The sequence below is a fragment of the Bradyrhizobium sp. 186 genome, assembly GCF_023101685.1.
GTDB lineage: Bacteria > Pseudomonadota > Alphaproteobacteria > Rhizobiales > Xanthobacteraceae > Bradyrhizobium.
This window is the reverse complement of record NZ_CP082164.1, coordinates 646,336-671,736: the sequence shown is the minus strand read 5'-3', so window position 1 is coordinate 671,736 and position 25,401 is coordinate 646,336. Positions and strand designations below refer to the sequence as shown.

Annotated in this window: 25 protein-coding genes; 14 read left to right on the top strand and 11 right to left on the bottom strand. The window is 64.1% G+C overall.

The window, feature by feature from the left end:
* Positions 1-185 precede the first annotated feature (185 nt).
* The gene (locus tag IVB18_RS03065; protein WP_247987870.1) at positions 186-1,745 is read left to right on the top strand and encodes a winged helix-turn-helix domain-containing protein; all 1,560 of its coding nucleotides are present in this window, start codon (positions 186-188) and stop codon (positions 1,743-1,745) included.
* A 238-nt stretch (positions 1,746-1,983) separates the two neighbouring features.
* Here the strand turns inward: IVB18_RS03065 and IVB18_RS03060 are convergent, their stop codons facing one another.
* Both IVB18_RS03060 and mddA read right to left on the bottom strand, forming a co-directional pair.
* On the bottom strand, positions 1,984-2,406 hold the full coding sequence (locus IVB18_RS03060) for a GFA family protein (protein ID WP_247987869.1): 423 nt from the start codon (positions 2,404-2,406) through the stop codon (positions 1,984-1,986).
* A gap of 209 nt (positions 2,407-2,615) precedes the next feature.
* The gene (mddA, locus tag IVB18_RS03055) at positions 2,616-3,404 is read right to left on the bottom strand and encodes a methanethiol S-methyltransferase (RefSeq protein WP_247987868.1); all 789 of its coding nucleotides are present in this window, start codon (positions 3,402-3,404) and stop codon (positions 2,616-2,618) included.
* Positions 3,405-3,537: 133 nt separating this feature from the next.
* On the opposite strand from mddA, the gene IVB18_RS03050 reads away from it, so the two are divergent.
* Positions 3,538-5,088, top strand: coding sequence for a winged helix-turn-helix domain-containing tetratricopeptide repeat protein (locus tag IVB18_RS03050; protein ID WP_247987867.1), 1,551 nt, complete (start codon positions 3,538-3,540; stop codon positions 5,086-5,088).
* A 37-nt stretch (positions 5,089-5,125) separates the two neighbouring features.
* Here the strand turns inward: IVB18_RS03050 and IVB18_RS03045 are convergent, their stop codons facing one another.
* The 3 genes from IVB18_RS03045 to IVB18_RS03035 form a co-directional block, all read right to left on the bottom strand.
* The gene (locus IVB18_RS03045) at positions 5,126-5,695 is read right to left on the bottom strand and encodes a DUF2147 domain-containing protein (protein WP_247987866.1); all 570 of its coding nucleotides are present in this window, start codon (positions 5,693-5,695) and stop codon (positions 5,126-5,128) included.
* A 32-nt stretch (positions 5,696-5,727) separates the two neighbouring features.
* On the bottom strand, positions 5,728-6,390 hold the full coding sequence (locus IVB18_RS03040) for a DUF3313 domain-containing protein (protein ID WP_247987865.1): 663 nt from the start codon (positions 6,388-6,390) through the stop codon (positions 5,728-5,730).
* A gap of 251 nt (positions 6,391-6,641) precedes the next feature.
* Positions 6,642-7,295, bottom strand: coding sequence for a TetR/AcrR family transcriptional regulator (locus IVB18_RS03035; protein ID WP_247987864.1), 654 nt, complete (start codon positions 7,293-7,295; stop codon positions 6,642-6,644).
* 215 nt (positions 7,296-7,510) lie between these two features.
* Between IVB18_RS03035 and IVB18_RS03030 the strand changes: the two genes are divergently transcribed.
* The 6 genes from IVB18_RS03030 to IVB18_RS03005 all read left to right on the top strand — a co-directional run bounded on the left by IVB18_RS03030 (position 7,511) and on the right by IVB18_RS03005 (position 13,378).
* Entirely contained in the window at positions 7,511-9,061 is a 1,551-nt protein-coding gene (locus IVB18_RS03030; protein ID WP_247987863.1) for an ABC transporter substrate-binding protein, read from the top strand.
* Between the two features lie 267 nt (positions 9,062-9,328).
* The gene (locus IVB18_RS03025; RefSeq protein WP_247987862.1) at positions 9,329-10,300 is read left to right on the top strand and encodes an ABC transporter permease; all 972 of its coding nucleotides are present in this window, start codon (positions 9,329-9,331) and stop codon (positions 10,298-10,300) included.
* The gene (locus tag IVB18_RS03020; protein ID WP_247987861.1) at positions 10,297-11,136 is read left to right on the top strand and encodes an ABC transporter permease; all 840 of its coding nucleotides are present in this window, start codon (positions 10,297-10,299) and stop codon (positions 11,134-11,136) included. Before IVB18_RS03025 ends, IVB18_RS03020 begins: the two co-directional genes overlap by 4 nt.
* Positions 11,137-11,138: 2 nt before the next feature.
* On the top strand, positions 11,139-12,758 hold the full coding sequence (locus tag IVB18_RS03015) for an ABC transporter ATP-binding protein (RefSeq protein WP_247987860.1): 1,620 nt from the start codon (positions 11,139-11,141) through the stop codon (positions 12,756-12,758).
* A gap of 234 nt (positions 12,759-12,992) precedes the next feature.
* Entirely contained in the window at positions 12,993-13,172 is a 180-nt protein-coding gene (locus tag IVB18_RS03010; RefSeq protein ID WP_247987859.1) for a hypothetical protein, read from the top strand.
* Positions 13,169-13,378 carry a hypothetical protein gene (locus IVB18_RS03005; protein WP_247987858.1) on the top strand — a complete coding sequence of 70 codons (210 nt, stop codon included), beginning with the start codon at positions 13,169-13,171 and terminating at the stop codon, positions 13,376-13,378. Before IVB18_RS03010 ends, IVB18_RS03005 begins: the two co-directional genes overlap by 4 nt.
* A 25-nt stretch (positions 13,379-13,403) precedes the next feature.
* Here IVB18_RS03005 and IVB18_RS03000 read toward each other — a convergent pair whose 3' ends face one another.
* Both IVB18_RS03000 and IVB18_RS02995 read right to left on the bottom strand, forming a co-directional pair.
* The gene (locus tag IVB18_RS03000) at positions 13,404-13,697 is read right to left on the bottom strand and encodes a hypothetical protein (RefSeq protein ID WP_247987857.1); all 294 of its coding nucleotides are present in this window, start codon (positions 13,695-13,697) and stop codon (positions 13,404-13,406) included.
* A 124-nt stretch (positions 13,698-13,821) separates the two neighbouring features.
* A complete protein-coding gene (locus IVB18_RS02995) occupies positions 13,822-14,169 on the bottom strand; it encodes a hypothetical protein (RefSeq protein ID WP_247987856.1) in 348 nt (115 codons plus the stop codon).
* A 140-nt stretch (positions 14,170-14,309) separates the two neighbouring features.
* On the opposite strand from IVB18_RS02995, the gene IVB18_RS02990 reads away from it, so the two are divergent.
* The 4 genes from IVB18_RS02990 to IVB18_RS02975 all read left to right on the top strand — a co-directional run bounded on the left by IVB18_RS02990 (position 14,310) and on the right by IVB18_RS02975 (position 19,243).
* Positions 14,310-14,630 carry a hypothetical protein gene (locus tag IVB18_RS02990; protein WP_247987855.1) on the top strand — a complete coding sequence of 107 codons (321 nt, stop codon included), beginning with the start codon at positions 14,310-14,312 and terminating at the stop codon, positions 14,628-14,630.
* A gap of 223 nt (positions 14,631-14,853) precedes the next feature.
* Entirely contained in the window at positions 14,854-15,582 is a 729-nt protein-coding gene (locus IVB18_RS02985; RefSeq protein WP_247987854.1) for an outer membrane beta-barrel protein, read from the top strand.
* 166 nt (positions 15,583-15,748) lie between these two features.
* Positions 15,749-17,893, top strand: a complete 2,145-nt coding sequence (locus tag IVB18_RS02980) for a HAMP domain-containing methyl-accepting chemotaxis protein (protein WP_247987853.1) — start codon at positions 15,749-15,751, stop codon at positions 17,891-17,893.
* Positions 17,894-18,181: 288 nt separating this feature from the next.
* Positions 18,182-19,243, top strand: coding sequence for an MBL fold metallo-hydrolase (locus IVB18_RS02975; RefSeq protein ID WP_247987852.1), 1,062 nt, complete (start codon positions 18,182-18,184; stop codon positions 19,241-19,243).
* A 123-nt stretch (positions 19,244-19,366) separates the two neighbouring features.
* Here the strand turns inward: IVB18_RS02975 and aroQ are convergent, their stop codons facing one another.
* The 4 genes from aroQ to IVB18_RS02955 all read right to left on the bottom strand — a co-directional run bounded on the left by aroQ (position 19,367) and on the right by IVB18_RS02955 (position 22,781).
* Complete coding sequence (aroQ, locus tag IVB18_RS02970; RefSeq protein WP_247987851.1) at positions 19,367-19,798, bottom strand: type II 3-dehydroquinate dehydratase; 432 nt, start codon at positions 19,796-19,798, stop codon at positions 19,367-19,369.
* A gap of 100 nt (positions 19,799-19,898) precedes the next feature.
* Positions 19,899-21,179 (bottom strand): TRAP transporter large permease subunit, encoded by a 1,281-nt coding sequence (locus IVB18_RS02965; RefSeq protein WP_247987850.1) that lies wholly within the window; start codon positions 21,177-21,179, stop codon positions 19,899-19,901.
* Positions 21,176-21,724, bottom strand: coding sequence for a TRAP transporter small permease (locus tag IVB18_RS02960; RefSeq protein WP_247987849.1), 549 nt, complete (start codon positions 21,722-21,724; stop codon positions 21,176-21,178). The genes IVB18_RS02965 and IVB18_RS02960 overlap by 4 nt, the downstream gene beginning before the upstream one ends.
* A 28-nt stretch (positions 21,725-21,752) precedes the next feature.
* A complete protein-coding gene (locus tag IVB18_RS02955; RefSeq protein WP_247987848.1) occupies positions 21,753-22,781 on the bottom strand; it encodes a TRAP transporter substrate-binding protein in 1,029 nt (342 codons plus the stop codon).
* 158 nt (positions 22,782-22,939) lie between these two features.
* On the opposite strand from IVB18_RS02955, the gene IVB18_RS02950 reads away from it, so the two are divergent.
* On the top strand, positions 22,940-23,674 hold the full coding sequence (locus IVB18_RS02950) for a GntR family transcriptional regulator (protein ID WP_247987847.1): 735 nt from the start codon (positions 22,940-22,942) through the stop codon (positions 23,672-23,674).
* Between the two features lie 203 nt (positions 23,675-23,877).
* Entirely contained in the window at positions 23,878-25,107 is a 1,230-nt protein-coding gene (gene hemA, locus IVB18_RS02945; RefSeq protein ID WP_247987846.1) for a 5-aminolevulinate synthase, read from the top strand.
* The last annotated feature ends 294 nt before the right edge of the window (positions 25,108-25,401 follow it).

The following is a 25,401-nucleotide window of genomic DNA, read 5'->3' as shown; positions in this document are numbered from 1 at the left end:
AGCTCGTGGCAATCCGACCAAACGGGCCACATTCTAGTCGAGGTTGCATTCCTGCCCGCAAATGGCATGGCAGCCATCTTGCGATTACGGTGAACCAAGCAGCGTCCCGGTGGACTCACAGACTTAGGTCGAAATCCATTTCTTTTGTATTTGCCTGATTTCGTATTGAGGTCTGAGTTTTCGACGTGCAGTTTCTGTTCCGGGATCACCTTCTCGATACCGACCGGCGCGAGCTGAGCCGCGAGCAGGTTCCCGTTGCCGTGGAGCCGCAGGTTTTCGACCTGGTCGTCCATCTGATGGAACATCGCGACCGGGTGGTCAGCAAGGACGAGCTGATCGACAAGATCTGGCACGGGCGCAGCGTGTCCGAATCCACCCTGACCAGCCGGATCAATGCCGCACGCAAGGCGGTCGGCGACAATGGTGCGAGCCAGGCGGTGATCCGCACCATCGCCCGCAAGGGCTTTCGTTTCGTCGGCGACGTCGAGACGAAGCGCGGCGCGGCTGCGCCGGAACCCAGCCGCTGGGCAACGGAACCGCACACCACAGTTGCGCTGTCCGAACGGCCTGCGGTCGCCGTGCTGCCCTTCACCAACATGAGCGGCGACCGCGAGCAGGACTATTTCTCCGATGGGATCAGCGAGGACATCATCACCGCGCTGTCGAAGCTGCGCTGGTTCTTCGTGGTCGCCCGCAACTCCTCCTTCGTCTACAAGGGCCGTGCCGTGCACATCCACGAGATCGCACGCGAGCTCGGCGTGCGCTACGTGGTCGAGGGCAGCGTGCGGCGGAGCGGCGATCGCGTCCGCATCTCGGCCCAGCTCAACGACGTCTCGACCGGCAGCCATCTCTGGGCGGAACGCTACGACCGCGAGCTTGCCGACATCTTCGCCGTGCAGGACGAAATCACTGAAGCGATCGTCGCCGCGATCGAGCCGCAACTCTATGCCGCCGAGAGTTTTCGCGCCCAGCAGAAGCCACCGGGCAGCCTGGACGCCTGGGACCTCGTGATGCGCGCGCTGTCGCATTACTGGCGCATCACGCGCGAGGACAATGCAGCGGCGCAGGCGCTGCTCGAAAAGGCGATCGCGATCGACCCGGCCTATGGTAAGGCGCTGGGGCTGCTCGCGACCAGCCACATCTTCGGCGCGCATATGGGCTGGGCCGAGTTCAGCGCGACCATCCCGGTTGCCGAACGTGCGGCGCTCGCGGCGGTGGAAGCCGATCGCGAGGACACGTGGACCCATCACGGCCTCGGCTATACTTACCTGTTCCGCCGCCGCTTCGACGACGCGCTGGCGGAGTTCGGGCTGGCGCTGAACCTCAATCCGAATTTTGCCATGGCACACGCCTTCCTCGGCGTGACGCTGTGTTACGTCGGGCGATGGCAAGAGGGCGATGCCGCTGCGCGCCGCGCGCTGCGGCTGAGCCCGCGCGATCCGCTTGCGGCGATCTATTGCGGCGTCGCGGCCTACGCCCAGTTCATCGGCCGCAACTATGAGGAGGCCGTGCAAATGGCGCGCGAGTCGATGCGGCAACGCGCCGATTTCGTCGGCGCGCATCGCGTGCTGACGGCCGCCGCCGGCATGCTCGGCGATCCGGCGCTTGCAGCTTCCGCGCTGGAAGGACTGCGCCGTGCCCAGCCAGGCGTCTCACTCGCCTGGATCACCCGCGAGCTGCCGATGATGCGGGAAGAGGATCGCGAGCATTATCTGGAAGGATTTCGGCGCGCGGGGATGAAGTAGACATCACGCGCCACATCGAAGGTGCACCCTCGCCCCTTGCGGGAGAGGGTGGCTTCGATGCAAAGCATCGAAGCCGGGGTGAGGGGTTTGTCTCCGCGTGCGAATCTCTTACAATTTGAGTTCGCGGAGAGAACCCCTCATCCGGCGCCATAGCCGATGCAAAGCATCGGCGTTCCTAAGAACGGCGGCACGGCCGCCTATGCCACCTTCTCCCACAAGGGGAGAAGGGAAACGCATCCTACTCCTGCATCATCTCGCCGCTGCCGCCGAACTCTGCCGGAAAATCTTTCAGCTTGGGCAGGCCATCGCGCATCGGCAGCACCGTCTCGGAATAGTTGACGTGGACGCCGGGCGCGAAGGCGAGCGTGGGGATGGTGGCGGTGAAGACGTCGACCAGGCCGAGCGGCGGATGGTTGGTCATGAGATGGCCGCCGCACTTCTCGCAGAACTTGCGCTGGCTGAGCGGGGTCTTGGCAAAGGTCTCGACGTGCTGGGCGCCTTCGGTGATGCGCACGGCTTCCGGTTTCCACAGGCTGAAGGCATTGACCGGTCCGCCCGACCACGAGCGGCAGGAGCGGCAATGGCAGTAGCCCATTGCTTCCGGCGCGCCCGTGACTTCGACCGTGACCGCGCCACAGAAGCAGTTTCCGACATGTTTCATTTGGTCGTCTCCGTTGATGAGGGCTGGAAATCCTCTCCCCGCTCTTGTCCGCCGAAGTCGCGGCGGAGTGGATGCGGGGAGAGGCGTCGGGGTGAGGGGGAGTCACCCCGGGGGACGGTGAAGGCTGGACTCGTGCAAAGCCCGCGTTACGCGTGTCGGCGCCGCCGCGCATCCTCCTTTCGGCGGACGCGCGCGGAGAGACGCGAAGATTATACTGACCGGCGCCAGGGAATAAGCATCGACACCCGTTGTTTGTACTGCCGGTACTCGTCGCCGAAGAGATCGACGAGGTCGCGCTCCTCCAGCGCGATGCCGACGAAGATGTAGAGCGTGGTCACGGCCGCAAACAGCAGATGGCCCGCGGTCATGGTCGGCGCCGACCAGAACGCGATGATGAAGCCGAGATAGATCGGATGGCGGACGAACTTGTAGAGCAGCGGCGTCTTGAAGCGCGGCGGCGCCACCTCCTTGCCGACGAGATGATTGGTCACCTGATGCAATCCGAACAGCTCGAAGTGGTTGATGATGAAGGTCGAGGTGAACACCAGCACCCAGCCCACGAGCGAGAGCGTGACCAGCGTCACGGCGAGATCCGGACTGTTCACGTCCCATATGATCGTGGGCAGCGGACGCCATTGCCAGAACAGGACGAGCAGTGACAGGCTCGCGAACAGCACATAGGTGCTGCGCTCGACCGGCTTGGGGACGAACTGCGTCCACCACGCCTTGAAGCGCTGGCGCGCCATCACACTGTGCTGGACGGCGAACAGCGCCATCAGGAGAAGATTGATGATGACGGCCTCGGCCGTCGGCGTGTCGGTTCCGGTGTCGATGGTCTTCGGCACCACCAGTCCCATGACGAAGCCGATCGCATAGAGAATGGTCACGAAAAACACGAGATACGCCGCAATTCCGTACAGAAAGGCGATGAACTTGAAGATGCGAAAGCCCGCAACCTCCGGGCCGATGGAATGAACCTGTTGATCAATTTGGGACATAGAAAGCTCCGTGTGCCAAAACGCCGGCACTTCACTGGTCGCTGCACCATGCCGCATCGGACGTCCCGTGACTTTCGCGGACGGTTGATTTTCGCCTGAGACGACTTTGATTTTTGCTTGAGACGACAGAAACGTGCGATTTCGCTTTGAAAACAACGTACTCGACGGCGACCTGCGGGAGCTCACCTGCGCCGGGGCAGCCGTGCCGTTGCAGCCGCAGGTGTTCGATCTGCTGCTCTATCTGGTCGCGCAGCGCGCCCGAGTGGTCAGCAAGGATGACCTGATCAGCCAGATCTGGAGCGACCGCATCGTCTCGGACTCCGCGCTGAATAGCCGGATCAACGCCGCACGAAAGGCGCTCGGCGACGACGGCGCGACCCAACGGCTGATCAAGACGATACCGCGCAAAGGCTTTCGATTTGTCGGCGAAGTCCGGGAAGAAATGGCAGCCTCGCCTGTGCCGGCCGTGGCCGGCCCTACCCCCGCGCGGGTCGTGTCGGACCGCCCGGGGATCGCGGTGCTTGCCTTCGAAAACATGAGCGGCGATCCCGCCCAGGAGTATTTCGGCGACGGCATCAGCGAGGACATCCTCACCGCGCTGTCAAAGCAGCGCTGGTTCATGGTGATCGCCCGCAACTCGTCCTTCACCTACAAGGGACGCGCGGTCCACATCCGGCAGATCGCGGAAGAGCTCGGCGTCCGCTACATCGTCGAGGGCAGCGTGCGCAAGGTGGACAACCGCGTGCGCATCACCGCGCAGCTCAACGATGCCAGCTCCGGCGGCCACCTCTGGGCCGAGCGCTACGACCGCGAGCTCGTCGACGTCTTCACGGTGCAGGACGAGATCACCAGCGCGATCGCCGCGGCAATCGAGCCGCAGATCCATGCCGCGGAGAATTTTCGCGCCGACCGCAAGCCGCCTTCGAGCCTCGATGCCTGGGATCTGGTGATGCGCGCGCTGTCACATTATTGGCGCGTGACGCGACAGGACCACCTCGCCGCGCAGGCGCTGCTCGAGCGCGCCATCGCGATCGATCCCACTTACGGCCAGGCGCTGTCGGTGCTGGCGGCGAGCCACATGTTCGGCGTGCATCTCGGCTGGGCCGACCTCGCCACCGCGGCGCCGGTCGCGGAGGCCGCCGCGCTCGCCGCGGTGCGCTGCGATCATGAGGACGCCTGGGCGCATGCCGCGCTCGGCAGCGTCTGCTTCTCGACGCGCAGGCTCGCGGACGCGCTCTCGGAGTTCGAGCAGGCGCTCACGCTCAATCCGAACTTCTCGCTGGCGCAGGGCTACTACGCGCTGGCGTTGTCCTATGCCGGACGGTCGAAGGATTCGTTTGAGGCGGCGCAAAAGGCGATCCGGCTCAGCCCGCGCGATCCGTCGCTGGCGATCTATCACGGCATCGCCGGCTATGCGCGCTTCACCGAGCGGAACTATGACGAGGCGATCGCGCTGGCGCGCGAGGCGATCCGCCACCGCGGCGACCTCACCGGCGCCTATCGCGTGCTCGCCGTCTCCGCCGGCATGACCGGCGACAGGGCGCTCGCCGAATTGGCGTTGCAGGAGCTGCGCCGCACCCAGCCCGGCATTTCGCTGCATTGGATCGCAACGCAGCTGCCATGGGCGAGCGATGCCGACCGTGAGCACTATCTGGAGGGATTCCGGCGGGCAGGGTTGCGATAGAGCTCCCTCACCTCGCCAGCGGGGCGAGGTGGAAAGGCTATTTTCCCTTCACTTGAATCGGCTTCGGCGCGATCACTTGCGCCCACTCCCTGTCGGCGCGGGGGCCGTTGAGATCGCCGGTGAGGCCGACGAGCTGGCCGGGCTGGACGTCGAGGGTCTGCTGCCAGCTCTGGGTCTGGCACAACAGCTTGATCAGGCAGCCCTTGAGCTTGAGGCGGTCGGCGGATTCGCGCCACAGCGAGACCGAATAGGATTTGCCGTCCTCGGCATTATAGATGTCGCCGGCGAACCGGCCGTCAGGCGTCGGCTGCAAGCCCATGATGAGCTGGTGACCGAGCAGCACGCGGGCGCGCTTGTCTGGATCGGGATTTTCCTTGTCGCGGTAGGGCTGACCGCGCTTGTCGGCCGGCTCCTTCATCCAGACGATGAAGCCGCAGATGCGATCGCGCAATGGTCCGCAGCGCTCGAGCCGGATGCGCGCCCGGCCGTCCTCGACGAGCCAGGTGCCGCTGGGATCGACGGGACCAACAGCGCCGGCCTGGCCGCCAAGGACCATCATTACGATGGTGATCGCGATGCGCAGCACGAAGCGAAGGAAGAAGTTCATCAGCAGCACCTTTTGTTGGATGGGTTGCGGCGTCAGTTCAATTGCGCCATCAGCGCATCGGCGCCTTTGTCGACGCCGGCATTGGCGGCCGCGAGCGAGCCGACGCTGGCCTTGATGTCGTAAGCGCCGGGATATTGCTTGGTGACGTAGGCAGAGAGCAGGCGCGCGGTGGCGGCATCGAAGATCTCGACGCCATAGATGACCGAGCCGGTCAGGGTGCCCTCGCCGTCGCGCGCGGCTTGCACGCCGTTATAGACCGCGCCGGCAACATCGAAGCGGGACAGCGTGCCGAGCACCGGCGTGTTGGTGACGGCGCCGGTGAGCGTCAGCCTGATCCGCAGCGTGTTGGGCCCGCGCTCGCGCACCAGCGCGAAGCGGCCGCGCAATTTGTCGGCGAAGCGGGTCTGCATGTAGGCGGCGAGCGTCGCCTTGTCCTTGTCGGACATGTCGGCGAACTGGTGATCCCGACCGCGATAGACCACCACGGGTTCGAGGATCACTTTATTATAAGCGCGCCAGTCGGCCGGCGTTGAGTAGCGGTAGGGCACGCGGCCGGAGGCGTCCGACTTGTCCGGCGCCATGTAGGCCGAGGAGGCCATCTCCGAATAGGGCACGGGCGCAACCGAGGCGCAGCCGGCCACGGCCGCGCAAAGCACCAGCGTTCCCAGACCGCGCAGGGCGATCGAGCGATCCATTCCAGACTCCTCTCGTGACTCTGCGGAAGCCAATGGCGGCCGCAGCCGCGTATGGGACCAGACGCGGCTGCGGCCTTCACCATTGCCAGCCCAAGGCATCGTCCGGGGCCATGTCAGACACCTTGGGCCGCCTCAGTGTTTCCACTTATAAAACCGACTGGTTGGTTTGTAAAGTACGGAAACGACGGCCTGGCACATTTGGCCGCAGGCGCGGTTTTGAGCAGCGACCGGTGGGGTTCGTTAACGATGAATCAGGCGCGCTTGCGGGCCGCGCCGGCCTTGGCGGTGGATGTCGCGCCGGCTTTGGCGGTGCGGGCCTTGGCGATGCGGGCCTTGGCCGGCTTTTCGAGCGGCCGCCATTGATCGTCATCGAGCAGACGCGCGAACAGCCGCTGGTGCTCGTCCTTGCCAAGCGGCGACATGCCTAACAGCGAGCTCAACAATAGCCCGCGCGCCGCTGCCCAGCGCAACAGCGCGAGCTCGGGATCAGCGGCCTCCGCCTTGATGGCCTCTACCCTCTTCATCTCGCGCTCGCGCGGCAGCGACATCAGGCCGGGATTCTCGACCATGGCCGCAACCAGCGCCAGCGCGGCGGAATTCGGCGACATCGCCGCTTCGCGCACGGTCGCAAGCTGCGTCGCCAGATTGGGATTCGCCGAGGTCTCGCTCACCTTCGCCATATAACGGGTCGAGAACTCCTCGAAATGCTCCATCTGTCGCAACAGCAGCGCCTTGAGCACGGCTTCCTTGGTGCGGAACTGATGCATGACGCCACCCTTGCTCAGACCGCTCTCGCGCGCGATGGCATCGAGCGTCAGCCGGCCGGGCCCGTCGCGCGCAATGATCCTGGTCGCCGCCTCGAGCGCAGCGTTGCGGGATCGTTCGGAGCGTGTGGCATTGTCCATGGCCGACTTGTCTCCGTGACAGGATAATGAATCAAGTGAAAACGGGACGCGCTGTACATTTTTTGTGCGAACTCTGTCGAGACTTTCATCTTGCGGCGCCGAATGAGACTATGTGAGCCTCGATATCGGATGGGGACTGGGATGGACCGGCCGTAGCTTTGCGCGCCATGACGTGCGAAGCGTTTACGGCTGGTCTCGCTTGAGAAAGATACGACATGCCAAAACGAGTGTTGCTTGGTGTCCTCCTGGCTTGCGGCCTCACCGCCCCGGCGCTGGCGCAAGAGCCGAAAACGGGGGGCGTGATCAATGCCGTGATCCAGCCCGAGCCGCCCGGCCTGATGCTTGCGATGGTCCAGAACGGGCCGGTCCAGATGGTGTCGGGCAACATCTTCGAAGGCCTGCTGCGCTACAGCCCCAAGCTCGAGCCCCAGCCGGAACTCGCCGAGAGCTGGAGCGTCAGCGAGGACGCCAAGACCTACACCTTCAAGCTCAGGAAGGGCGTGACCTGGCATGACGGAAAGCCCTTCACCGCCGCCGACGTGCTGTTCTCGATCGAGATGCTCAAGCAGACCCACGCGCGCGCCCGCAATAACCTCGTGCAGGTCGACAAGGTCGAGGCGCCCGACGACTACACGGTGGTGTTCACGCTGAAGCAGCCGTTCGGCCCGTTCCTCGGCATCTTCGAGGTCGGCTCAATGCCGATGGTGCCGAAGCATCTCTACGAAGGCACCGACTTCAAGACCAATCCCTACAACAACGCGCCGATCGGCACCGGCCCCTTCATGTTCAAGGAGTGGCAGAAGGGCTCGTTCATCCGCCTGGTCAAGAACCCGAACTACCACGAGAAGGGCAAGCCCTACCTCGACGAGATCTACTGGCAGATCATCCCCGACGCCGCCGCGCGCTCGGTGGCGTATGAGACCGGCAAGATCGACGTGCTGCCCGGCGGCTCGGTCGAGAACTTCGACGTGCCGCGGCTGTCCAAGCTGAAGGACACCTGCGTCACCGGCGCCGGTTGGGAGTTCTTCTCGCCGCTGGCCTGGCTGTGGCTGAACAACCGCCAGGGCCCGCTCGCCGACAAGCGGGTGCGGCAGGCGATCATGTTTGCGATCGACCGCGACTTCGCCAAGGACGTGATCTGGAACGGGCTGGGCAAGGTCGCGACCGGCCCGTCGGCCTCGTCCATCAAGTACTACACCGATGACGTGCCGAAATATCCGTATGATCCGGCCAAGGCCAAGGCGCTGCTGAAGGAAGCCGGCTACAAGGGCGAGAAGATCCGCATGTTGCCGCTCGCCTATGGCGAAACCTGGCAGCGCTGGGGTGAAGCCGTGAAGCAGAACCTCCAGGACGTCGGCATGAACATCGAGACGATCGCCACCGACGTTGCCGGCGGCAACCAGAAGATCGGCGACTGGGACTACGACATCGCCTTCACCTATCTCTACCAGTATGGCGATCCCGCGCTCGGCGTCGGCCGCAACTACGTCTCCAGCGCAATCGCCAAGGGCCAGGTCTTCAACAACGTCGAGGGCTACTCCAATCCCGAGATCGACAAGCTGTTTGCCGATGGCGCGGTCGCCACGCCCGACTCCAAGCGCAAGGAGATCTACGAGAAGGCGCAGAAGATCCTGGTCGAGGACGTGCCGGTGGCCTGGATGCTGGAGCTGCAATTCCCCACCATCACGCGCTGCAAGGTCAAGAACCTGATCACCAGCGGGATCGGGGTCAATGACGGCTTCAAGGACGCATGGCTCGACAAGTAGTAGCGCTCGCGTCTGATCTTTCTGCTATGGCTTTCGCCAAATGATACCTAATCGACCGACAAACTCGCTGCACCTCTCCCGCTTGCGGGGGAGGTCGACGCGCGCCGGGCGATGCGAAGCATCGTCCCAAGCGCGGCGGGTGGGGGCTCTCTCCACGCGAGGCCCCTCTCCGCGGAAGCACCCCCACCCCAACCCTCCCCCGCAAGCGGGAGAGGGAGCGCACCGTCCCCGCGGTGACACTCAAGTCAAACAAGCGACGTTCTAAATATGCTCTCCTTCGTCGCTCAGCGTATCGTGAAGGGTGTGATCGTCCTGCTCGCGATCGTCGTCCTCAATTTCTTCCTGATCCGGCTTGCGCCCGGCGACCCCGCGGTCGTGATGGCGGGCGAGGCCGGCGCCAGCGACCAGATCTTCGTCCAGCAGCTCAGGGAAAAATTCGGCCTCGACAAGCCGCTGCCCGAGCAGCTCTTCATCTACGTCAAGGGCGTCGTCACCCTCGATCTCGGCTTCTCCTTCCGCCAGCAGGCGCCGGTGTCGAAGCTGATCCTGGAGCGGCTGCCGGCGACGCTGCTGCTGACGCTGACGGCGTTCACGATCTCGCTCATGCTCGGCGTCCTCTTTGGCACCTTCGCCGCGCGCTTTGCCGGAACCTTCCTTGACACCGCCATCACCGTCTTCGCGCTGATCTTCTACGCGATGCCGATCTTCTGGGTAGCGCTGATGGGCATTCTGCTGTTCTCGGTCACCATGGATTGGCTGCCGAGCTTCGGCTACGACACGGTCGGCGCCAACTACACCGGCTTCGCCCATGTGATCGACGTCGGCGCGCATTTGATCATGCCGGCGATGACGCTCGGCCTGTTCTTCATGGCGACCTATACCCGCATGACGCGGGCCTCGATGCTGGAAGTGAAGCGGCTCGACTTCGTCAAGACCGCACGCGCCAAGGGCCTCTCCGACGCCGTGATTCAGCGCCGCCACGTGTTGCGCAACGCGCTGCTTCCCGTCGTGACGCTCGCAGGCGTGCATTCCGGCACGCTGATCGGCGGCGCCGTCATCACCGAGACCGTGTTCGCCTGGCCCGGCATCGGGCGCCTGATGTACGACGCGCTGTTGCAGCGGGACTACAATCTGCTGCTCGGCGTCTTCGTGATCTGCTCCGCCATGGTGCTGATCTTCAACCTGATCACCGACCTAGTCTATCGCCTGGTCGATCCGCGCATCGAATACGCCACATGAAACAGTTCTGGAAATCGATGCTGCGCAGCCCGAGCGGCGTCATCGGGCTCATCATCCTGCTGCTCGCGATCGCGGTCGCGGTATTCGGGCCGCTGCTGTTCCCGAACTCGCCCTGGCGCATGGTGCAGCGGCCGTTCCTGCCGCCCTTCACGCTCTCGACCGTGCCGCTCGGCACCGACGCGCTCGGCCGCGACGTGTTCGCCGGCATGATTTTTGGCGCGCGCGTGTCGCTGCTGGTCGGCCTCGTCTCGACGCTGGTCGCGCTGATCGTCGGCATGCCGATCGGCGCCATGGCCGGTTATTTCGGCGGCAAGGTCGACGACGCCCTGATGCGCTTCACAGAATTCTTCCAGACCATTCCGAGCTTCGCGCTCGCGATCGTGCTGGTCGCGATCCTGCAACCCTCGATCTATTCGATCGTGGCCTCGATCGCAGTGGTGAGCTGGCCGCCGGTCGCGCGCCTCGTCCGCGGCGAGGTGCTGTCGCTGCGCACGCGGGAATATGTCCAGGCCGCCGTCGTCACCGGCCAGAGCAACACCTGGATCATCCTGCGCGAGATTTTGCCGAACGCACTTTCGCCGGTGATCGTGCTGGCCTCGCTGATGGTCGCAACCGCGATCCTGCTGGAATCCTCGCTGTCGTTCCTCGGCCTCGGTGATCCCAATCTGATCTCCTGGGGCTACATGGTCGGCGCTGGCCGCACCGTGATCCGACAGGCCTGGTGGATCACCGTGTTTCCCGGCTTCGCGATCCTGATCTCGGTGCTCGGCTTGAACCTGATCGGCGAAGGCCTCAACGACGCGCTCAATCCCCGGCTGTCGCGCGAGGGACGCTGACGATGACCGCGCCGCCCGTCGTCTCGATCAAGAACCTCAGAATCGCGCTGCCCGAGGGCGCCGAGCGTCCCTTCGCGGTCGACGGCATCTCGCTGGACCTCAAGGCCGGCAAGATCGTCTGCGTCGTCGGCGAATCCGGCTCCGGCAAATCCATGTGCGCGCATGCGCTGATGGGCCTGCTGCCGGACACGGTCGACGTCACCTCCGGCGAGATCCAGTTCGAAGGCCGCGACCTGCTCAAGCTCGATGATGACGGTTGGCGCGACCTGCGCGGCCGCAGGTTCGCGATGATCTTTCAGGAGCCGATGACCGCGCTCAATCCGCTGATGCGGATCGGCGACCAGATGGCGGAGATGTTCGAGGCGCACGGCCTGCTCACGCCGAGGGAGCGGCGCGCAAAGGCACTATCGCTGGCGCGCGAGGTCGGCCTGCCCGATCCCGAACGCATCGTGCGGGCCTATCCGCACCAGCTCTCCGGTGGCCAGCGCCAGCGCGCCATGATCGCCATGGCGCTCGCGCTGGAGCCCGCGGTGCTGGTCGCGGACGAGCCGACGACCGCGCTCGACGTCACCACGCAGGCTCAGATCCTGAAGCTGATCCGCAACCTTCAGCGCAACCGCAACATGGCGGTGATGTTCATCACCCATGATTTCGGCGTGGTCGCAGATATCGCCGACCAGGTCGTGGTGCTCCGGCACGGCAAGGTGGTGGAGGAAGGCCCCGCTAGCGCCGTCTTTAACGAACCGCAGCACGACTACACCAAGGCGCTGCTCGCCGCCGTGCCGACCATGGACCCGCCGGCGCGCGCGCCGCTGGACGATCAGGCCAAGGCCGTCGAGGTGATCGGGCTGGACAAGACTTACGTCACGTCGGGCGGCTGGTTTCGCGAAGACCGTCGCGTCGATGCCGCGCGAGAAATCAATTTCACGATCCTGAAGGGCGAGACGCTCGGCCTCGTCGGCGAATCCGGCTCCGGCAAGTCGTCGGTGGCGCGGTTGGTAATGCGGCTGATCCAGGCCGACCGCGGCACCGTGCGGATCGGCGAGACCGATCTCACCTCGCTCTCGGGCAAGGCGCTACGCGCCGAGCGCCATCGCATCCAGATGATCTTTCAGGATCCGTTTGCCTCGCTCAATCCGCGCCGCAAGATCGGCCACATCATCGCCGACGGCCCGATCGCGGCTGGCATCGAGCCGAAGGTCGCGTTCGACCGCGCCCGCGATCTCCTCAAGATGGTGGGGTTGGATCCCGGCGCGCTCGACCGCTACCCGCACGAATTCTCCGGCGGCCAGCGCCAGCGCGTCGGCATCGCACGCGCACTCGCGCTCGAACCCGAGATCATCGTCGCCGACGAGGCCGTCTCCGCACTCGACGTCTCCGTGCAGGCCCAGGTGCTGAAGCTGCTCGAAGACCTCAAGGCGCGCCTTGGGCTCTCGATGCTGTTCATCACCCACGATCTGCGCGTCGCGGCGCAGATCTGCGACCGCATCGCGGTGATGCAGCGCGGCGCCATCGTCGAGCTGAAGCCGACCACACAGCTCTTCGCCGCGCCCGAGCACGCCTATACGCGCGAGTTGCTGGCGGCCGTGCCGGGGCAAAAAGAGCGCGCACCGGCGGCGTGAGGCGATCGGTCGCAGGGACGGCGATCAGTCGCGTCTGACTTGCATCACCCGGTGTCCGATCCCCATGCGGAGCCGATATTGGGCCTAATTCCTCCGGTGCGGCGACGCGGTCACGAGCTTTTTATTCTTCGTGACCTCCCGCACGGCTTTAACCCCGCAGGTGGCATCCTAGATCAGCATCGAATGATAGCCGTCATCTCATGGCGGTTAGGCTAATTGATGTGTGGAGCCGACATGGGCGAAGTTGTTCAATTTGTCTCAAGGTCCGAACGCGAGCGAGTGCGCCTCATTCGAGAGGCACGCGCGATATATGACAGCATTTTCCCGCCGGCTGACGCGGTCACCGCGCACCAGGACAACGCAGCGGGCAGAGGCGCGAATACCCATGGCAACGACAGAAGTAAACTGTCGTGATCAAGATCATCGCCGTGCTCTGCAGTCTCTCCTCTCCGACAAATTGCCACGAGCAGACCGTCACCAGCTCGGACCTCGCTGACGTCTCGGTGCAGTCCTGCCTGATGGGCGCGCCACAGCTTGCCGAATGGATGAACCAGCACCCGGCCGAACGCCTGGCGGGATGGCGCTGCGTGATCGGCAAACAGGACGGCCGGGGAGCGTAGGGTTAGAGGGCTGCTCTGCCGCCCTCTATCTGACCGGCGGGTTGGTGTTGCTCCAGGTCGGGACCGCGTTGGTCACGCCGACCGACGGCCAATTGTACGTTCCGATCGATGGCGCCGTGACCGTCCCGATGGACTGTCCGGAACTGCCGTAGGACCGGGGTTGCGTTCCTACCGGCACTCCGGCGCTCCCATAAGCGGGGGCCACAATACCCGTGCTGTAATGTCTGGCGGACCTGTGCTTCTTCGCTTCGACAACGGAGGGGGCTGCTGCCAGCCCGACAGTGATAAGTGCGGCAATCGCGAGTTTGATGCTTGTCATGGCTGATCCCTTCGTCGCTGTGGGCCCGTTGTGCCAAGTGTTCATCCATCGGGAAATTTCCATAGGGCTCCGTTCATAACTCCGTGCCTGCGTGAAGGTACCGGAGCGCGGGTGCACGGCATCATCAGCGCCGCCGCGGGCGGCAGGCTTTGCGGTTGTGGCGCTCCTTCACGGTCGCGACCGAGTGCATCAGCTCCTTGAAGGCCGTGACCGCCTTGTCATCGCCGAGTGCGCTGTCACCGAGCGCTTCCAGATGTTCGATCACCACGAGCAGCGCATCCGCGATCTGGCCGATCTGCTTGCCGTAACTGCCGACATCCGACAGCAGGTCCTTCTCGACGTCCGGCGCCGAGGATTGGCCGACCGTGATGTTGACGAGGCCGAACTGGCCGCCGGCCGGACTGAAGAACGACGTGATCGGGTTGATCGACTGCACCACGTCCCCCGACAGGGGCAGCTTGAACACGGGCATGCGATTGTCCTTCCTTCACTTGAGCCCGGCGGGTGCGAGATTAGCACGCCGTATCGATCGCTGCGCCCGCTCGTCGCCTTCGGATGGACCCGAATCAGCGCTAGTGCATTCACCTCGACGGCTTCGCGTAATGAGGTGACATGACCGGCCCCGAATTAAAGCAACTCCGCACTGATCTCTCCGACGCCCTCGAGCGGAAGCTGACTGCAGCGGACATGGCGAAGCTGTGCGGATTGCCGGACAAGGGTGGCGCCGACACAATCCGGCGCTGGGAAGTGAGCGGCCCGACGCCATCAGCGACCAAGGTGCTGCACGTGCTCGCGATGGCGAGCGAGCGCTATCCGATCCTGGACAATTTCGACGTCTTCGATCGCCATGACGTGCGCGAGGAGGACCGGCCGGCGCGGCGCGCGGCGTTCCGCGAACAGATGCGCGACGAGGCCCGGCGGCGGCTTGGTTAACGAGAGACGCACGCAGATTGCCGGAAGGCCGCAATCTTAACCCTTCGTTCAGCACTTCTTAAGCCGGCATTAAGCACGAAAATCGTTTACAGCCCAATAAGTTACGTTGGGTGCCGCTGTGCCATGCATGTGACAGCATTTTCGTCAAAAGCGAGCTATCTGCAAAACCAACGACGGCGCGGAAAGCGCGCCTGCCGGGGATCAAGTGTTGGAGTTCACGACGATGAAGAAGATTCTGTTTGCGACCGTGGCGCTGCTCGTGGTGGGCGCGGCCGCGCCGGCCGTCGGTGCCGATCTCGGCGCCCGCCCCTATTACAACAAGGCTGCGCCGGCCTATGCCACGCCGATCTATAACTGGACCGGATTCTATCTCGGCGCCCATGTCGGCGGCGCGTTCTCCAGCGACAACAATTTCAACGGTCTCTCGACCGGTAACAACGGCAACGGCCGCTTCCTCGGCGGCGTGCAGGCCGGTGCGGACTGGCAGTTCAACCCGAACTTCGTGGTCGGCCTCGAAGGCCAGTATTCCTGGCTCTCCGGCAATGTCGGCGCGGCGTTCCCCGGCGGCTATGCCTACACCAACGACCAGCGCGGTCTCGGCTCGATCACCGGCCGCGTCGGCTACACCTGGGGTCCGGGTCTGCTCTATGTGAAGGGCGGCTACGCCTATTCCGACAACAACGAGAAGGTGACGCTCGGCGGCGCGCAGGTCGCCTCCACCATCGTCGGCGATCATCGCAACGGCTACACCGTCGGCGCCGGCGTCGAGTACATGTTCGCGCCGAACTGGTCGGCCAAGGCCGAGTACCAGTACTACAATTTCGGCGACGCGCACTTCACCGCGCCGGCCGCGCTGGTGCCCGCCGGCAACTTCACGACCGACGATCACACCTTCAAGGCGGGCGTCAACTACCGCTTCAACTGGGCCGCCCCGATGGTCGCGCGCTACTGATCGCGCGCCAAAATCTCTTCGCTATCAAGGGCCGGCCACGTTGCCGGCCCTTTCTTTTTTCGCTCTGCGGAACTGGCGCAACCGATTGTGCAACTTGCGATTTTTTAACCCGCTCCAAGGATACTCCGCGGCGAAAATATAAAATTACGGGTGTGGGGGAATTTCGATGGCGATCCGTCTGAGCCTTGGCCGTTTCCGGCCTCGTTTCAAAATGCCGAAATGGGGCGTGCGCGGCAGCCTGTTCGCGGCCTTCGCGGTGATCGCGGGCATGGGCCTCGTGATCTCGGCGGGCGCCGGCTTCGTGTTCAACCATCTGGGCAGCACCATGATGGATCTGAGCGGCCGCGACATTCCGCGTCTCTCCTCGAGCCTTCAGCTCGCCTCACAAAGCGCAACGCTCGCGGCACAAGGCCCGGGCCTCTTGGCCTCACCTTCCGACGAGGCGCTGAACGAGCGCACCAAGAAGGTGCAGGAGATCCAGCAGCTCGCCATGGCCAAGCTTGGCGAGATCATCGAGCTCGGCGCCGACAAGCAGACCGCGACCGCGCTGCGCGACACCGCCAAGAGCATCGACGAGGCAACGCAGAGCCTGGTTTCGGCCGCGCGCGAACGGCTGGACACCGGCGCGCTGCACGACAAGCAGTATGAAGCGCTGCGCAAGGCGCAGCTCGCCTTCGTCGGCGCGGCGGGCCCGGCGATGCTGGACGCGCAGACACGCCTGAACGCGATCCTCGGCGCGGCGGACCTCTCCGCGGACGATGCCACCGAGGCCGCCCGCACCGTCGCCCAGGTTTCGACGGTCTCCGCCAACGGCAATCTGATGGCCGCCGACATGATGGCGGCGCTCTCGGCCAACAACAGCGACACGCTGGAGGCGATCGAGAAGGAATTCAAGACGACCCGCGACCGCGTCAAGTCGAACCTCGAGGACCTGCCGAACATGCCGTCGATACAGGCGGTGCGCGACGCCGTGAAAAAGCTGTTCGCCTTCGGCGAGGGCAAGACCGGCGTGTTCAAGATCCGCCAGAAGGAGCTCGACTCCATCGACTATGGCCAGACCATCCTGGACGAGACCCGCAAGCTCAATGTCGGCCTCGGCATCAGCGTGCAGCAGCTCGTCGACGGCGTGCAGAAGGAGACCAACGCGTCGACCTTCCAGGCACGGCAGGAGATTTCGCTCGCGACCACAAGCATGCTGGCGCTGGGCGCGCTGACCCTGGTCGGCTCGGCGCTGTTCGTCTGGCTCTATGTCGGCCGCAGCATCCTGCGCAGGATCGGCGCCCTGCATCAATCGATGCAACTCCTGGCGAACGGCGACCTCGAGACCGATATCTACCGTTCCAAGAACCACAACGACGAGATCTCGGTGATGGCGAACACGCTACAAGTGTTCCGCGAAAGCATGATCGAGGCCCGCGCGATGTCGAGCGAGCAAGACAAGGATCGCGCCGCGAAAGCTGAACGCGCCGCGCACGTGGAGGCGAAGATCGCGGAGTTCGAAGGGACTGTACGCAACGCGCTCGACAATCTCGCGCAGTCGGCCAATTCGATGCAGTCGACCGCGCAGAGCATGTCGGACACCGCCGACCAGTCCAACGCGCTGGTGAACGCGGTCGCCTCCGCCGCCGAGGAGACCTCGGTCAACGTGCAGACCGTGTCGGCCGGCACCGAGCAATTGTCCTCCTCGATCCAGGAGATCAGCCGCCAGGTGGTCACCTCGGCCGAGATCGCCAGGAAGGCGGTCGACGAAGCCGGCTCGACGGACGCGACCATGCAGGGTCTTGCCGACAGCGCGAGCCGCATCAGCGTCGTGGTCGATTTGATCCAGACCATCGCCTCGCAGACCAATCTGCTCGCGCTAAACGCCACCATCGAGGCAGCGCGCGCGGGCGAAGCCGGCCGCGGCTTCGCGGTGGTCGCCTCCGAGGTGAAGAGCCTCGCCAGTCAGACCGCGAAGGCGACGGAAGAGATTCGCACCCAGATCACCAGCATGCAGTCGGTCACGACCTCGGCGGTCGGCGCCATCCAGGGCATCGGCCGGATCATCGGCGAGATCAACGACGTGACCACGACGATCGCAGCCGCGGTCGAGGAACAGGGTGCGGCCACCCGCGAGATCGCCCGCAACATCCAGCATGCGGCCGGCGGCACCAGCGAGGTCTCCAGCAACATCGTCGGCGTCTCCACGGCATCGGCCGAAGCCGGCGCCGCGGCCACAGAGGTGCTCGGCGCGTCGGATACACTCCGCCGCGAGGCCGACATGCTGCGCGGAGAGATCGACGCGTTCCTCAACAACATGCGGGCGGCGTAGGACTGCGGCCACATCGGGACTGCACTCCCTCTCTCGCTTGCGGGAGAGGGCTGGGGTGAGGGTGCCTCCGCATTGGGAACGTTCGAGGTTTTTGGTGAAAATCCCCAAGAGGAGAGACCCCACCCGGCGCTTCGCGCCGACCTCCCCCGCGAGCGGGAGAGGTAACCGAGATCGAGGCGCGAACGTCCCACATCACGGAAAAACATCGGCGGTATGACCGCCATGCGGGCGGCCCCCCGCGTCCTTTTTCGGCTGGCGCGGCGCGGCCTCTGGGTTTAAGCCGGTAGCATGCATTCAAAGACCGACACCGTGCAGTCCTCCGCCGAGGCCCTGCGCTACCCCTGGGAACAGCATCCCGGCCCCGAAGAGGTCGTGGAGGTGAAGCCGGGCGTGCTGTGGGCACGGCTGAAACTGCCGTTCCGCCTCAACCACGTGAACATCTACCTGCTCGCCGATGGCGACGGCTATGCGATGGTCGATGCCGGCTTCGGCAATGAGGAGACGATCGAGGCCTGGACAAAACTGTTCGACGGGCCGCTGAAGGGCGTCCACATCACCCGCCTGATCGTGACCCATTCGCATCCCGATCATGTCGGTCTCGCGGGGTGGATCGTCGAGCGGTTCAACTGCCCGCTTCTGATGTCGCAGGTCGAATACCTGCAATCGGTCTATCACCAGAACCGCGGTACCGAGGAGCGGCGCGAGGCGCAGCGGCTGTTCTTCCGCCGCCACGGCATGGACGAAGACCTGACCGACAAGCTGCTCGGCCGCGGCCAGGATTATCTCAAGCGCGTCTCGGTGCTACCGCCATCCTACCGCCGCATCTCGCATGGCGACGAGGTCGTGATCGGCGCGCGCCGTTTCAAGGTGATCACCGGGGGCGGCCACGCGCTCGACCAGGTGATGCTGTATTGCGCTGACGACAAGCTGTTCCTCTCTGCCGACCAGGTGCTGAGCAAGATCTCGCCGAACGTCAGCGTGTGGGCGGTCGAGCCCGACCAGAACTCGCTCGGCGAATATCTGGCCTCGCTTGCAAGCCTCACCACCACGCTGCCGTATGATCTCCTGGTGCTGCCCGGCCACGGCGTGCCGTTCTATGGGCTGAAGACCCGCATCAAGCAGCTCGCCGACCACCACGAGGACCGTTGCCGGCTGATCGCCGAAGCCTGCCGCGAGGTGCCGCAGACGTCGCGAGAGCTGGTGCCGGTGGTGTTCAACAAATACCCCCTCGACGTTCACCAGATGGGCTTTGCCTCGGGCGAACTGATCGCCCACGTCAACTACATGCTGGTCGAGGGCCGGCTGACCGCCGAGACTGCCGACGGCGTGCTGCGTTTCAGAACGACTTGAGTTCTGTCGTCATGCCCGGGCTTGTTCCGGCCATCCACGTTCTTTCACGTGGAAGCGAATCCGTGGATGCCGGGACGAGCCCGGGCATGACGAGTTTGTGGATCGATCGCCCGCTCGATCAACTTACTTCATCTGCGCGATCGCGTGCATGGCCGCGATATAGCCGTAAGACCCGAGCCCGCAGATCACGCCAGTGGCCACGAACGAGATCTTCGAGTGCCGGTGATATTCGTCGCGGGCGTGGATGTTTGAGATGTGGACCTCCAGCACTGGGCCCTCGAACGCCTTGATCGCGTCCATGATCGCGACCGAGGTGAAGGAGAAGCCGGCCGGATTGATGATGACGGCGTCGGCGTCCTGCCGCGCCGACTGGATCAGGTCCACAAGCACGCCTTCATGGTTCGATTGATGGAAGGCAAGTTTGAGCCCGAGCTTTGCGGCGACCGCCTCACAGCTCTCGTTGATCTGCGCAAGCGTCGTTGTGCCGTAGATGTGCGGCTCGCGCACGCCGAGCAGATTGAGGTTGGGACCGTTGAGGATCATCACGCGCTTCATGGGAGGTCCTTTCGAAAACCTTGTTTGAGCATGATCTCCGCGCAAACGCGTTCCACGTTTGTCGCGAGGAAAACCGCTGCACACTTTTCCGGATCATGCTCTATCCGCCGAACCACTTTGCCGGGCCGGTGACGAGAACAGGAAACAGCGTCAACAAGGCTAGCACGACCAGCTGCGCGATCATGAACGGCCAGACGCCGCGGATCAAATCGTCCATGCTGACGCGTGAGACGCCGGCGACCACGTTGAGCACGACGCCGACCGGCGGCGTGATCAGGCCGATGGCGTTGTTGATGATGAAGAGCACGCCGAAATAGACGGGATCGATGCCGGCCTGCTTCACGATCGGCATCAGGATCGGCGTCAGGATCAGAATCGTCGGCGTCATGTCGAGCGCGGTGCCGACGATCACGACGATGATCATCAAGACGATGGTGAGAAGGGTCTGGTTGCCCGCGAATGGCTTGACCAACGCCACGATCTGGTCGGAGATCTCGGCGACCGTGATCAGCCACGACGAAACCAGCGCCGCGGCGACCAGGAACATCACAACCGCCGTGGTCTGCGCGGTTGAGACCAGCAGCGCCGGCAATTGCGACGGTTTGAGCTCGCGATAGACGCCCATCGCCACCACCAGCGAATAGACCGCGACGACGACGGCGGCCTCCGTCGGCGTGAAGATGCCGAAGCGCAGGCCGAAGATGATGATCATCGGCAGCATCAACGCCCAAAAGCCGTCGATCAGCATGCGCCAGATCTCGGCAAAACTCTTGCGCGGCAGGCGCGCCGGATTTTCCTTGCGCACCACCCACCACCAGGCGCAGCACAGGCCGACGCCGAGCAAGAGGCCCGGCACGATGCCGGCGAGAAACAGCTTCGAGATCGAGACGTTGGCGGCGACGCCGAAGATGACGAAGCCGATCGACGGCGGGATCACCGGAGCGATGATCCCGCCGGCGGCGACGAGGCCGGCCGCGCTGGCGCGATTGTGACCGGCAGCGGCCATCATCGGCACCAGCAGCGCGCTGAGGGCGGCGGCGTCCGCGACCGCCGAACCCGAGAGCGAGGCCAGGATGCAGGAGGTGAGGATCGCGACATAGCCGAGCCCGCCGCGGAAATGGCCAACCAGCGCAATGGCGAAGTTCAGAATGCGGCGCGCCAGCCCGCCGGTGTTCATGACCTCGCCGGCGAGGATGAAGAACGGCACCGCCATCAGCGGAAAGGAATCGACGCCGTTGATGACGTTCTGCGCGACGATCTGGGAGTCGAACATGGCCAGATAGGTCATCAGCGCTATGCCGCAGATGATCAGCGCAAACGCGATCGGCATGCCGATCGCCATCGCGCCCAGCAGCGAGAAAGTGAAGACGGCGACGGTCATGCCTGCTGCTTTCCGCCGGCGGCTTCGGAAGCGTGCGGCAGCTCCTCGGATTCGCTGATCGCGATCAGGTCGCCATCCGCAATCTGCCCGGTCGCGAGCCGGTAGAGCTCATGGAGGATGATGACGCAGGAGGATGCGCCGAACACGATTCCCGCCGCATAGAACAGGCCGACGGAAAGCCCCGAGGCCGGCGCCACAGTGTCCCAGTTCAGGATCGTCTGCTTCCACGATCCCTCCGTGAGCAGCACGGAGGCGTAGAGCATCAGGGCGTGGCTCAGTCCGTAACAGGCTTTCCGTCCGAACGGCGGCAGCACCTTGACGAGACTGTCGACACCAAGATGGGCGTGCTCCTTCATGCCGATGATCGCGCCCAGGAACACCATCCAGACGAACAGCCAGCGCGACAGCTCCTCCGAGATCGCGATGCCGGAGTTGAAGCCGTAGCGCAGCACCACGTTGCCGAACACCAGCACCACCATCGCGGCGAGCAGCACCGCGATCACAGCGCGCAGCAGCCAGAAATAAGTATCGACGGTAGTCTTCATGATCTCTGGCCCGCTGCGGCGCGTTGGTTCAGGGCTTCAGCGCGTGCATGCGATCAAGCTCGCTGTTGAACAGCTTGACGATGGCGCCGTCGTAGTCGGCGGAGAATTTCTCCGCGATCGGTTTGGTCTTGTCCCGCATACGGGCGAGCTCGGCGGGCGCGATCTCGTTGATCTCCATGCCTTTGATCTTGAGATCATCGATCGCGGCCTTGGCCTGCTCGCGGCTGACCTCGCGCTGATAGTCACGCGCCTCGATCGCAGCGTCCTGGAGGATTTTCTGCTCGTCGGGCGAAAGCTGATCCCAGAACTTCTTGCTGACCAGGATGATGTTGGTCGAATAAGTGTGGTTGGTGGCGCTGAGATATTTCTGCACCTCGAAGAACTTGTTCGAGAGGATCACGGAGAACGGATTCTCCTGTCCGTCGACGGTGCGGGTCTCCAGCGCGCTATAGAGCTCCGAAAAACTCATCGGCACCGGGTTGGCGTTGAAGGCCTTGAAGGTCTCCAGATAGACCGGGTTCGGAATCACGCGGATCTTGATGCCGTCAAGGTCCTCGCCCTTGGTGATCGGGCGCCGGCTGTTGGTGACGTTGCGGAAGCCGAGATCCCAATAGGCGAGGCCGACGAGGCCTTTCTCCGGAAGCTTTGCCAAGAGCGCCGCGCCGAGCGGGCCATCAAGCAATGCATCGGCCTGTTGCGGCGTCGAGACGATGAACGGGAAATCGATCAGGCCATAATCCTTGACGATGCCGACCAGCGAGGTCGTCGCCGGTGACTGCATCTCCTGCGTGCCGGCGCGTAGCGCCGATTGCTGCTGCATCTCGCTACCGAGCTGATTGGCCGGATACTCGCGCACCTTGATCTTGCCGCCGCTCTTGGCCGCGACGATCTCGGTGAACTTCTGGACGCCCTTGCTGACGGGATGGTCGGTGTTGTTGAGGTGCCCCCAGCGGATGGTGCGCTCCTGGATGTTCTGCGCCGAAGCCGGCCCCACCGCACCCAATGCGATCGCGCCGATCGCCGCCACCCAGGCCAGACCTTTGAACCGAACGGGCATCGCCTCCTCCCCTGTTGATCTCGTTCTTAGGGGCGGGACGATCTTATATGACGAATTATAAATCAACCTATATCTCTAATATTGTATGATATTATAAGAAACGCTTGATAAAGATAGGAAATTTGTCAAAAAGCACGCCCAAAGCGCTAGGATGAGGCATGGACACCCCTCCCGACACGACCGGCGAGACGGTGGGCGACAGCGCCTATCGCCGCATCCGCACCGACCTGATTTTCGGCAAGCTGACGCCGGGTCAGAAGCTCAAGCTCGAACGGATGAGCGACGCCTATGGCACCAGCATCTCCACGCTGCGCGAGACGCTGAACCGGCTGTGCTCGGAAGGCTTCGTCGTCGCGGAAGGCCAGCGCGGCTTCGAGGTCGCGCCGATCTCGGCGACCGAATTCCAGGAGATCGCCGAGCTGCGCGAGCTGCTCGAAGGCAACATGATCGAGAAGTCGTTCGCGGCCGGGGATCTCGACTGGGAGGCCCGCATCGTCTCGGCGCATCACAAGCTTTCGGCGATGGAGCGGATGCTGCTGTCAGGCGAAAGATCCGACGCCGAGAGCTGGAAGCAGTGTGATTTCCAGTTTCACCGCGCGCTCGTTGCGGCCTGCGGATCGAAGGTGCTGCTCGATGCGCACGCCGCGGTCTATGACCGCTATCTGCGCTACCAGATGATCGCAGTGGTGTTCCGCGGCGAGATGGCGGCAGCCGAACATCGCGAGTTGAAGGAGCTCGCGCTGAAGCGCGACGCCGAGGGTGCGAACAAGGTGCTGCACACCCACATCCATGATTGCGTGGCGCACGCGCTGCGCAATTCGGATTGGTTAAGGCCGGTGGCCGCGGTCAAAGAGCCCCGCGCCGAGCCGCGCAGGAAGGCGAAGGCCGGCTAGACTTCGCTCCACGCCATCTACCGCACAGCAACATCACAAATAGCCGTGAGCGCCTTGATCGGAATCAAGTCGCACCTTGGCCGATAGGGCATTTTGCCCAAATGCCCGTGAGGTTCAAATGTGGGATAGCGCATAGACATTAGAGCTGGAAAAGCTCTAAGAAGATGCGCCCCCTTGGTCAGGTTCCGTTGCAGGTTTTGCCGATGGATTACAACCAGTTCTTCAATTCTGCCCTCGATCGCCTCCACACCGAGCGACGCTACCGCGTGTTCGCCGACCTCGAGCGCATGGCCGGCCGGTTCCCGCATGCGCTCTGGCATTCGCCCAAGGGCAAGCGCGACGTCGTGATCTGGTGCTCGAACGACTATCTCGGCATGGGCCAGCACCCAAAGGTGGTCGGCGCCATGGTCGAGACCGCGACCCGCGTCGGCACCGGCGCAGGCGGCACCCGCAACATCGCCGGCACGCACCATCCGCTGGTGCAGCTTGAAGCCGAGCTCGCCGACCTCCACGGCAAGGAAGCCTCGCTGCTGTTCACTTCGGGCTATGTCTCGAATCAAACCGGCATCGCGACCATCGCAAAGCTGATTCCGAACTGCCTGATCCTGTCGGACGAGCTCAACCACAATTCGATGATCGAAGGCATCCGCCAGTCCGGCTGCGAGCGGATGGTGTTCCGCCACAACGACCTCGCCGATCTCGAAGAGCTGCTGAAGGCTGCGGGCCCGAGCCGGCCGAAGCTGATCGCCTGCGAGAGCCTCTACTCCATGGACGGTGACGTCGCCCCGCTCGCAAAAATCTGCGATCTCGCCGAGAAGTATGGCGCGATGACGTATGTCGACGAGGTCCACGCCGTCGGCATGTACGGCCCGCGCGGCGGCGGCATCGCCGAGCGCGACGGCGTCATGCACCGCATCGACGTCCTCGAAGGCACGCTGGCCAAGGCATTCGGCTGTCTCGGCGGCTACATCGCCGCCAACGGCCAGATCATCGACGCCGTGCGTTCCTACGCGCCGGGCTTCATCTTCACCACCGCGCTCCCGCCGGCGATCTGCTCGGCTGCCACCGCCGCGATCAAGCATTTGAAGACCTCGAACTGGGAGCGCGAGCGCCACCAGGACCGCGCCGCGCGCGTCAAGGCGATCCTCAATGCCGCAGGTCTCCCGGTGATGTCGAACGACACCCACATCGTGCCGCTGTTCATCGGCGACGCCGAGAAGTGCAAGCAAGCCTCCGATCTCCTGCTCGAAGAGCACGGCATCTACATCCAGCCGATCAACTATCCCACCGTCGCCAAGGGCACCGAAAGGCTGCGCATCACGCCCTCGCCCTATCACGACGACGGCCTGATCGATCAGCTCGCCGAAGCCTTGCTGCAAGTGTGGGACCGCTTGGGTCTGCCGCTACGCGAGAAGTCGCTGGCGGCGGAGTAATCGCCGTCGTCCTGGCGAAGCCACACGACATTCGCGCGTGGTGCGCCCCAACTCCCATCGAGCCCGCGGCTATCCCCTCCCCAGCCCTCCCCCGCAAGAGGGGACGGAGCGCAGTTGTGCTTGCGGCAACAGCGATCGTACATGGCACTCTTATCTAACCTCCCACTCCGCTCTCTCCGTTCCCTTCCCCCTTGCGGGGGAGGGGCAGGAGGGGGGTGCCACACGGGGATTCTCTCAGTAGGCCTGAAACCGCCGCGCGATCATCGGGCGCAGCTTAACGACAATGCCAGTTCC